At 57.2% G+C, this 10,718-nt stretch carries 5 protein-coding genes; all 5 read left to right on the plus strand.

What is annotated here, in order from left to right:
- Nucleotides 1–783: helix-hairpin-helix domain-containing protein (locus PGX04_RS00520; protein WP_273736733.1), on the plus strand; the 783-nt coding region annotated here is incomplete at its 5' end.
- Nucleotides 770–5,329 (plus strand): PH domain-containing protein, encoded by a 4,560-nt coding sequence (locus PGX04_RS00525; RefSeq protein WP_273736734.1) that lies wholly within the window; start codon nt 770–772, stop codon nt 5,327–5,329. The genes PGX04_RS00520 and PGX04_RS00525, both read left to right, overlap by 14 nt.
- A gap of 94 nt (nt 5,330–5,423) precedes the next feature.
- On the plus strand, nt 5,424–6,350 hold the full coding sequence (locus PGX04_RS00530; RefSeq protein WP_273736735.1) for a bifunctional DNA primase/polymerase: 927 nt from the start codon (nt 5,424–5,426) through the stop codon (nt 6,348–6,350).
- The gene (locus tag PGX04_RS00535) at nt 6,343–7,881 is read left to right on the plus strand and encodes a primase-associated protein (protein ID WP_273736736.1); all 1,539 of its coding nucleotides are present in this window, start codon (nt 6,343–6,345) and stop codon (nt 7,879–7,881) included. Before PGX04_RS00530 ends, PGX04_RS00535 begins: the two co-directional genes overlap by 8 nt.
- A gap of 1,228 nt (nt 7,882–9,109) precedes the next feature.
- A complete protein-coding gene (locus tag PGX04_RS00540; RefSeq protein ID WP_273736737.1) occupies nt 9,110–9,721 on the plus strand; it encodes a hypothetical protein in 612 nt (203 codons plus the stop codon).
- The last annotated feature ends 997 nt before the right edge of the window (nt 9,722–10,718 follow it).

The following is a 10,718-nucleotide window of genomic DNA, read 5'->3' on the forward strand; positions in this document are numbered from 1 at the left end:
TCGGTCAGCAACGAGATGATCGACTTCCACGATCTCACCCCTTCCGAGCAAACGTTCCTGACGACGGCCCAGACTGGCGAAGACGGGGGCTACTCGGAGTTTTTGCTCGAAGTCAATGAGTGGTCGAAACCACTCGCACTCCACGTGAACGACTACGAAGTCTCCGTCCTCGACGATGACCTCGATCCGTGGGAGTATCTCGCCGAGAACCGGTATATCGACGTCGACGACGCCGGATACCTTGCCGCAGAGGACCGACTCGATGAGTACGAGATTCCGAAGGCGGTGCTCGAGGAGGTGGATCTGGATGAGATCGACAAGGAGCCCGAGACCGACGAGGCGGTCGTCGAGCACGCCGATCGGGAGCGAGCCGATGTGGAGACCGAATATCACGAAAGAGACGTTAGTGAGACTGTTGAGGCCAGTCAAGGAGCGACAGCAGCTGCAGATGAGGGAGCGGAGGAACCGCATGAAGAAGCAGTAGAAGAACCGCATGAGAAGGTAGCAGAGGATTTGCGTGCTGAAGCGGCAGAAGATCGAGGCGACGATCTCTCCACGATCTCTGGAGTCGGCGAGACGTACGCAGGATATCTCGCCGACGCAGGTGTCGAGACGGTTGGCGAGCTCGCTGTGGCAGATATTGGGTCTCTTTCAGAGGAGACGTCGATCCCGCTCACACTGCTTGATGAGTGGGCTGATGCTGCCAGCACGATGTGTGAACCGGAGACCGCGAGTGGTGACGCTTTTTCGACCACGGAGGTGACAACCGATGCAGACGACTGAGAAAACCGAGAGTACCCCCAACAGCGATGCTGAGTCGCTCGAGTGGATCGTTGCAGAGGACGAGCAAGTGAAGCAGGTCTCCGACCTGGACGTGCAGTGGACCGGCACACCACTGTTTCGAGGCGGATTTCGGACGTATTTGGTCGCACTCGGCTTCGTGGCGGTCGCGCTCGCTCTGGCGACCGAGAGCATCGCCGGGGTCACAACAGGACCGTCGCTCGTCGGACTCGAGCCCTACACGCTCGAGACAGCACTCATCACTGCCGAGATTCCACTCTGGTGGCTGAGTGCTGTCCCCATTCTGGTTGGTCTGACAGGCATCGCGATCGGTGTGCGTCCGATTGTTCGGGCGCTTCGCACGACGTACGTCCTCACGTCGAAGAAACTCTACGTCCGCACGCGGGGAATTCGTGGCGATGGGTTCACGAAACTCCCGCTCGACCGTGTCGTCGACACCACTTTGCAGCAGTCCCCTATCGGCCAGCTGCTGTCGTATGGCACTGTCACGTTCAGTACGTTCGACCACACGTCGCCCGAAATTCAGTGCTGGGCGATCGAGGACCCAACAGAGCTTCACGAACGAGTGCTCGAACTCGAAGCCTCCGCTGCCTCGCCACTTGAGCGTAAACAAGAGTACATCCGAGTTGTGCCGTCGACAGGCGAGCGAGCGCCACCGGAAGTCATCAACCAGGTCCGTCCCTTGCACGACGTCCGACGAGGTGGGCTATCGTGGTGGCAACAGCTCAACCCGCTTTCGGATCCCGACCCGCTCACGTTCGAGTTTGTGATTTACAGCGACGGGACGGATTCGCCGATCGAATTCTACTACACCTGCGAGCAACACCTGTCCACGCTCTATGACCGGCTCAACTCGGCCTACCCCGACTCCGTGGAAATCGAGCGTGTGACTGTTGACTTTGCGGAGAAGCTCATCACTCCACAGCAGTACTCGTACGACGAGTTCGAGACCGCCCTCGAGAACGGCACGCTCCAGTGTACGCCCGCGGAAGTCGAGGCGCTTGTTCGTGTCCGTGGCTCCAAACCGACGCTTGCTGATGGAGGAGCGACGGCCATCAGCGAGCAGGTCGATCGAGACAGCACTGCCGAAGAGAGCACCAGTACGGAGGAGTCCGATTCCAATCTCCCACTCGGCACGCAACTCCCGAGTGTTGACCTCGATACACTCCGTGCGAAAGAGGAGGCAGAAAACCGCGATCCAGGGTCGCTCACGTTCTCCCTCGAGACGCCAGTCGACACTGGTGAGGGTGTGCTTGCGCGCCCCCATCCGGATGAGGTTGAACCGTATGGGTTGCGGTGGACCGGCAGTGGAGATCCAATGGCGGCGATCAAGAAGTTCGATGGGCAGATGGGTAAGGACGATCGGACGAAGGCGACCTCACACGCGCCGCTAACCGTGCTGATCGATCACTTTGCAAGCACGGATCACCCGATCGTCTTCCAGGCCGCGTTCGAAGGCGAGCCCGATCTGACGAAAGAGGGTGAATACCACATCGACGAAATCGAACAGGGGCGTGAGACGCTATGGGGTGAAGCCGCCATAGCCCTTGAAGAGCTTCTACGCGGTCCAAAGAATAGCGAGTTGTCCTCGTCGCGGTCAGAGTCACTCAGTGAATCTCGATCTAAGCGCATCGACGAAGTCAAAAACGAAGACTGGGGACATACGTTCACGACCAACCTGCGGGCGGTGACTGTCCCTACGAACTCGTCTCTGAGCGATACATCCGAAATCGAACACGACCTCCGGAACCTGAGTACCGTGTTCGATCCGCTTGCGGGTGACTACTACAAACTCGAGAGCGAAACCCTCCACGAGAAAGGAGTTCTTGAGCGAAGCAGGCGCAAGCAGTCGCGACGCTGTTTCAATCGGTTTCTCGAGGGTGAGGTCGTCGCTGGTGGGCGGGTGAGCCGCTCCGAACCCGACCTCCATCTCGATCCCGCCGAACTCTGCAACATGATCATCGTCCCCAGTACCGAGCATTTGACTGATGAAGCAGTCAAAGAGACGCACGCGAATCCCGAAAGCCGCACGGCCCTCCCCGGGTTGGACACCGCACAACGCCGCCAGTACACCACGGGAATGGTTCTCGGCCAGGACGCTAACAGTGCCGTCGAGGGGCCGCTTCGGTTACCACCGAACCGTCAGTCGCGCCACTGGTTGCTTTGTGGCGCGACTGGCTCTGGGAAAAGCCAAGTCACGTACCACATGTTGCGCTCACTCGCCGAGACGACACCAGGGCCGAACGTCCTCTTCGACCCGAAAGGCGACAACATGTGTAAGAACTACCTGATGGCCCACTACAAGAGATTCGGGAATCTCGACGACGTGTACTACTTCCGCGAGCCAGGAACACTGCCAGCCATCTCGTTCTTCGATATTCGATCAGCGCTCGAGGGGAATGATCGAGAGACAGCAGTCAAGGAGAAAGTCGACCACTTCCACGAACTGATGCGGATGATCATGGGAGCGGAGAAGTACGAACAGGCGTTCGTGGCGAACGAAGTTCTGACGTTCCTGATCCAGGCATTGTTCGATCCGAAACACGGTGACGATGTCTTCGGGTTGGATGATCTCGTCGACGCCGCGACGCGAATGCACCATCATCAGGAGCTGCCGGAGGTTTCGGAGATCAATGCCGACATCCACGATTCACTCGCCGCGCAGTTCGCAAAGGACGAGAACCAGTTCGACACGACGATGGGGGCGGTGATGAACCGGCTGAACAAACTGAAAGAGGATCGCCACCTTCACTGGATGCTTCGACACAAACCCGGTCGCGAAGCCGAATCCACCGGAGATGATCTCTACGGCTTCCACCAGCAGGAAACCCACTTCGACTTCAGTGAGTTCCTCGATGAAGATGTCACCATCCTGTTCGACCTCGGCGATCTCACGCTCGACGCCCAGCGTGGGTTCACCACAGTGATGTTGAGTGATCTGTGGCACTCGATCCAACGACGGCGGCGGACGAACCCTGAGAATGTGGTCAACGTCATCATGGAAGAGGCTGCACCGTTCGTCGCGACTGAACTGGTCGCCGATCAACTGCTCCCTCAGGGTCGATCGTCGGGACTGAGCCTCGGGTTCATCATGCAGTATCCCGAGCAGGTCAAGAAGTACCACAATGGGACCGGTGCATACGAGGAACTGCTGACAGAGGTGCATACGAAACTGATTGGTGATATCTCGATGAAGGATCGGTTCGCGAAGACGTTCACGCACGACGAGTTGTCTGTGGAGGATGTCCGGAACCGGAACAACCGGATGGCAGCGGGCGAGTGGTTCACGAAACTCGTCTCCCCTGGGTTCGGTGAGGATCGGCCAGCGCCGTTGACCTTGCACTCGCCCCCGATCATAAGCGGGCACCCAGAAAGCGACGAACCGTTGACGGCGGCCGAACAACAACAGTTCGACGAAGAGCTTCTGCCGGAAGTACTCGAGCGGACTGAGGACGAATACGGGTTGTACGTACCGTCCCACGAGGACGCGATGGAGTGGTCGAATTGGAGCGACACAGATCGGCGGGCTGGCGCACCGCCAGCGTTGGACGAAGATGAGAGTGAAGTGACGGTGGAGTTCGACGAAAAGAGTGAGGACGCAGACGGCCAGCAGCCGTTCGAGAAGACCAGCCTTGACGATGGGGCCGACGATCAGCACGATGATCGAGACAATAGCAGTAAAGCGGAGGCAGATGTCAGCGAGATCGATCACAACAGCAGTGAAGAGGAGACTACCGACGACGATCCAGCTGGCGTTGCAAATGGAGCCGCCTTCTTCGATCCATCCACGGACGAAGAGGAATGTCCAGTCTCGGACGATGAACTCCGGCGGCGGGGGCTCTCGCAAGACGATGCGATCTTCCTCAAACGCGTCCTCGACGCGATGAACCGTGACCTCCCGGATTACACGCTGTTGGAAGGGATGGAGGAGTTGCAAGAGGACCTTGATGGGGTTGACGTTGATGTGTTGATCGAACTCGAGCTGCTCGAGAGAGAGAAAGTAGATCGACGACCGTACTATACGGTGCTGCCCGCTGGCCGAGAGCTTCTGGATAAGACAGTCACCGCCCAACCGGGGATTGGTGATCTTGGAGAGAAGACGCCACACAAAGTTGGAGTCGAACTCCTGGTGTGCTGGCTCGAGACTTTCGAAGCGGTCGATCGAGTGGAGCGATACTATCAGCAGTCCTCGGAGACGGTGTTCGACGTTGCCGCGTTCGACGTTGATGACGAACTCGTGTGGGTTGGAGAAGTAGAGATGACGTCAAATAACGCGGAGGCAGTTGTGAGTGATTACGAGAAGATGGCTGCGGTCGACGCGGATGCCGTGTGGGCATTCCCGTCTCGTGATGACGCTCAAGAGATCGCGAATGTACTCGCCGATGCAGGACGGCTTCCTGACACCGTGAACGGGCGGGCTGCGCGTTCAATTGTGAAAATCCAAGAGAAGATTGAGCCGTTTGAGGCTGATGGGATGACAACGGTTCAGACGTTCCGGAAACTCAAAGACGAAGTGACCGACAAATGATATATGGGCCAGGGTGCGGTTTACACTTGGAGATATGTGTCGTTTCGGCCTCCGTATCGCAGTACACGCCTCTCAGCGACCGTAGGAGGTTTTTATGAGTTGGCGACAAGCAACTTGCGACGAGATCTACGCGTTCTACACTGAGGAGTTTCCCGAGTACATAGACCAGTTGCCGCCGTTTATCACACCAACGGCACCGAAAGAGTTCGGGATCAGCTTCCGCGAGCGTCATCCGATCCGCAAAGCGGAGCGCCCCGATCGCGACTTCATTCGACGGCCGACGTGGCGTACCGACTCAGATGGCGAGCCGATTGCACAGAACTTCAGCGATTTCGAGGAACTCGTCTCGTTCATCCAATCTCCTGCACGGTACGACCCGTTCCAGGGAAGTGAGTACGCCTTGGCTGATCCCGATCTGCTCGAGAAGAGTGATCCGATTTCGGATGGCGTCTACTACGGGTTAGACAACTGGGACCGACCGTGGGTCCTTGCGGTTGATATCGATGCGAAAGACATCGCGACAGCACGCGCTGAACGCGAACTTGACGAGACCGACCTCGAGATCCAATCGGCAGATACGAGTCGTGACGACACGTTGCTCGCCGAGACTGAGATTCGTGACGCCGACCCGACGGGGTATCCCTACTCGTTCGAGGATATCGACCGTGCGATCGAATATGGCTTCGAAACACGAGACCTCTTCACGGAGGTGTTTGCTGCCGAGGAGACGATGGTTATCTACTCTGGTCAAGGCGTCCATGTCTACCTGCTCGACGACGAGCTTGAATACGGGTACGACGAGAAAAGTCGAGAAGTGCTCAACTACCTCTTGCTCGAGCGCTTTGAGATTCCGATCGATCCGGTTGTGACCGCCGACCGGAGTCGTCTGCTTCGCGTGCCCTACTCGTTGCACGCTGACGTCTGCCGTGTTGTCCAGCCGATCGAGAGCCCAGCGTTCGATCCGCGAACGGAAGCCCGACCACAGGTCCTTGAAACGGAGCGTGAACTCACCCATGATTGACCCACGAGAGACTGACCGAGATGCCTACCTCGCTGCAGCGATCCCAACCAATTACACCGATAACGAGATCGTTCGACTGTTTACCCGCGGGTACGACCGCTACGTCGTCGATAATACACCAGATCGAGAGACACTGCTTTCGGATATCGAACGGTTCGGGACTGCTGCGTTCAAGAGCTCCCAGCGTAACCGTCCGCTCAAGTACCCGTTCGTCGATGAGCCCGCCACGCTCGTTTTGCTGGCTACTCTCAGTACAGTTTGCGTGAGTGAACAACCACGCTTCGAGGACACGCCGCCTCGTCGGAATCAAGTCCTTCACAACATCCGCGAGCTGTTCGCGACCAATCTCCTCGCACTTGTGCATGAGTACGACGATCCGACGCTCTACCAAGAGATGGCTGAGGTCCTCTACGCGAAAGGCCCCAGTCAGGACGGTCCCCACCCGGGTCGCGTTTGTACGGGCGTCAAACCGATGCCCGAATTCGACGAGGAGGAGACTGCCGAAAATGAGTCCGATCTCTACGTGGAAATCCCAATGGCGGCTGCCTCTCGAAAGTGTCTCGCGCGAGCATCCACCGAAGCCACAAGTAGCGATGAGACGGGCGAGATTCGAACGCAGGTCAAGAACAACCATCTCTACGTTCCGCTCGATCACCTCCATGACACTTATCGATCGTACGCAAAGCGGTGTTTTGGCCGGTTACAGGCAGTCCAAGAGGATGAACTCGGCGAGCCACAACGCAAGTGGCTCCGAGACCACGAGACGGCGATCTCCGAGCGGACTGACTACGCCCTCGAGATCGGCCAGTACGAGAAGGTGTGGAAAAACTGGGATCAAGGCGAGCAGATCGTCCGACTGCTCCAAAATGCGGTGCGAGCGTCACCCCAGACTCAGATCGGTGAGTTTCATACTGCTCAGGAGTTGTCCGACGCGCTCGAGGTATACGAACCAGAAAACGAGAGTGAACGAGCCCAGCTCACACAGCTGTCGACCCCTCGAAGTGTAGGGAACTCGCTTGCAGATCACTCATCACATCGATCGGTGACAGTCGATCGGAGTGACCGAGTCAATACGTATCGGATCGGCCACTCGGGTGGTGGATCGCGGCCACTCGAAATTACGGACCTCGAAGACCTGTTTGAACTACCTTGTCTTGCTGCGATGGATGAGCGGCTCCAAGAGGAGAAACCAGTCCGAAAAGACCTCTTCAACCTCGTTCGGATGGTAATGTGGCTCCCGCAGTACCGCGAGAAATCCGTTGACGCGATCACCGATGAACTCAAAGATCTGTTCAGCCGGTGGCCATGGTTCGATCCAGAGATCACTGCCTACCAGATCAAGTACGAAGCCCGACGGGGCGATCGTGGCATTGGCCCCGACGGGAGCACACCCCTGCCGATGAATTGTAATAATGACGATATGCAGCGGTACTGTATCGGCAAAGAGCAGTGCCCCTACTCAATCTATGGTAGCCTCCCATTCCCCGACGACATGTACGACCAACTCGAGCAGACTGACGATTATTTCTGACGATACAGCCGAAAATTCTTGATCGAAAGCACCTGTTCACAGCTCTATTATTTCGGTGGATATCATAAGATCTAAAGACAGAGTATGAGCGTCTTTTCTCACGCAACCATACAAGATATGAAATATATTTATTGTAAATACAACCTCAATGACTACATCCCGTCGGGCATTTTCTGAGCCCTAAAACTGCTAAAAACCCGATTTGATCCAAATTCCCCCGTTCTTTTCCAACAACTTGTTGGGGATCCTACAGTCAACTAATTTTCATTAATTTGCTGATTCAGCCGATACCAGCGGTTTGACCCCCTCGTCGAGCATTTTCAGGCTTCTTCCCCGAAAACGGCGGCTCGTCGAGCATGTTGTTACAGCCTTAGATATGCCCGACGGGATTTTAAAGAGATATGAGGCCGCAAAACAGGTCGTGAATGACGAAAAATCGTCCAAAGGAATGGGGAGGTATGCAGAAAGAGAGGTGTGCGCGACGGGTAGTGAGACGTGGAGAGTTCAGATGGCAAGGGAAGGTGTATGTATCAGAAACTGGAGGTGCGGTTTGGAGGAGTGTGCGGACTCGAGAATGGAGGGATTGAGTTGGGTGTAGAACGGGTGGAAGGCAGGGGCAGTAACAAGGGGGTAGTCGGAAGGGGAATGAGAGAGGAGTGAGAAGCATTTTAGAACACGATCAGTGGGAGAGTGAAGAGCGGTAGAGAGGTGGGAGGGGACGGGGTGTGAGACAAGGTAATAGATGTGAGAGAAAGTTGAGAAGAGAGCAGAATGTGAGGAGCCAATAGAGAAAGAAGAGGGGTGGGAGAAATAGAGAGAGGATGGTGCTCGAGGCGAGAGGGAGAACAGAGAGGGAGGTCTGGAGAACGAGTGAAGAGCGGAGAACAGGGTGGAGTGTGGTGATCGGAGTGGAGGGGAGTGGGGTAGAGGACTGGAGCAAGGGACTGGAGATGAAGCTGAGGAGAGGTGAGAGAGGGGGGAACGTACAGGTTAGGAGCCAGGCCGTGACGGGGAGTTTGGGGGGAGCTCGAGGATAGAGCGGACCTAGAAGGGGTGGTGACGGAGGGTGGGTTGCTCTCCTCGAGGGGAGGGATGTGGCCGTGGACGAGGACGTCGACGGTGAGGTGGGACTCGAGGGCGGTGGTGAGTGAAGAGCAGCTAGGAGGACATCAGGGTAGATGATCGTGATGGTGGTGTACGTAGAGTGGCAGGGAAGACGTCAGGCTAGGTGATCGCGACGGCAGTGTTGTTCACCCACCTGAGAGGGGTGAGTTGGGATATGAGCTGGACTGACCAACACCAGACGGAAGAGGCAGCGGACGACGACCAGATCCTGAGCGAGGAATTCGACAACTGGGTTCGAGAAGGAGCAGCGCTAGATGAGGAAGACGAATCGGAGGCAGACCAAGCTGATACCACAGTGGACGAAGCCGAGAGTTCAGCCGAGGATAGTGAGGAGAGCAGTGAGGGTGAACCGGCTGGGGCAGCATCGATGAGACCGGGTACTGTCTTGAGGCAGGGATCGGACGAGCCGCTGATGATGAACCAGTGCCCGCGGTGTGATGGTCGGAAATTCGTCTCGAAGAAGCTCGTGTACGAGGAGTTCCACTACAGCGAAGGGGGCGAGCTCGAGGGGCACCAGAACAGAGTTCGAGCTGAGTTCGAGTACACGTGTCTCGAGTGCCAGGAACGGTTCCACGAATTGCCGAGGGGTGCGCGATCGTACTACTCGGAAGTGGCGGTGCTACGGCAGGATCTACGCCAAGCGATACGAGTACAGCTGCGAGCATGGGGCAGTTCGATGAAGTCCTGGATGCGGAAGCCGTACAGAAGAGGGTAGAGAGCCGGTGCGGTTTGAGATAGTGGAAGGATGAGAGTAGTGGAGTGAGTGTGGAGCAGCGAGCAGAGGAGGACCGCACCGCACAGTACCGCCCTCCCACGGGCACCCGCCCACCTCCAGGTTCCGGGCTGCTCGCTCTCTTCGAGCTCGCTGTGCTGCCGGGCTTTCCCCCAGTGTGTAAGGTTGGTCCCTCTCAGTCTGGTGGTCTTACTACTCAAAAGCGATCCAGGTGTTGGACAGCTGGAACAGCGGTATTCGTGGGTGACAATCGAGACAGCAGTCCGAGTGTTGGACAGTTGAAGCAGATCTGGCGGGGCGAGCACGTCCAACTCGAGCGAAACACGGATCCATCGGCCCGAGGGAAAGGCGGGTTCTATTGCCGTATTACTGAAATCTAAACTATCTCACCCGTGAGTAAAATATTATTAAAAAGAACACGTCTCGAGTGAAAACGGAGGATCCTCCAGCGGCGGGCTCTCCGGCGCATCGTTTCGGACGACACGCTATCGAGGACGTGGATGACCGACGAGTTCGATATCGGTGGTCAACGGGAAACTCGAGAAGGCAGAACACGCGAGGCGAGGAAGACGCAGGAGGGTGGTACACTGGTACGTGGGGAGAGACGATTACGATGTTGCGGGAGTGCGGGTAGGTACGTGAGTGTCTTGGGCTACGTAGGGCAGGGTGAGGGGAAGATCGTGACGGAGAGATGAAGGTAGAGGGATGGTTGTGAGGGAGACGACGTCGTTGAGGGGGATGACTCGAGAAGAGAGGGAGAGAGGAGTATACTACCACCGAAAGCCCTCGGCCGCTCGGCATCCCGCGCCTCGCTGCGCGCCTCACTCCCTCGCTGTGCTCGGTTGTTGCGGTGCTTGCGTCGGCGGGGGACGACCGAGTCGACCTCGCCCTTTCGAAGCCCACCAGGCTGGGTTGAAGGTGGGGATGCTGTAGCTATCCCTCGACTGGTGTGAACGAGACGGCACGCCCCGCTCGCCTT

Source organism: Natrinema soli (assembly GCF_028618695.1).

Coding starts and splice junctions, on each gene's coding strand:
- PGX04_RS00525 (WP_273736734.1), top strand. CDS start 770: ATGCAGACGACTGAGAAAACCGAGAGTACCCCCAACAGCGATGCTGAG.
- PGX04_RS00530 (WP_273736735.1), top strand. CDS start 5,424: ATGAGTTGGCGACAAGCAACTTGCGACGAGATCTACGCGTTCTACACT.
- PGX04_RS00535 (WP_273736736.1), top strand. CDS start 6,343: ATGATTGACCCACGAGAGACTGACCGAGATGCCTACCTCGCTGCAGCG.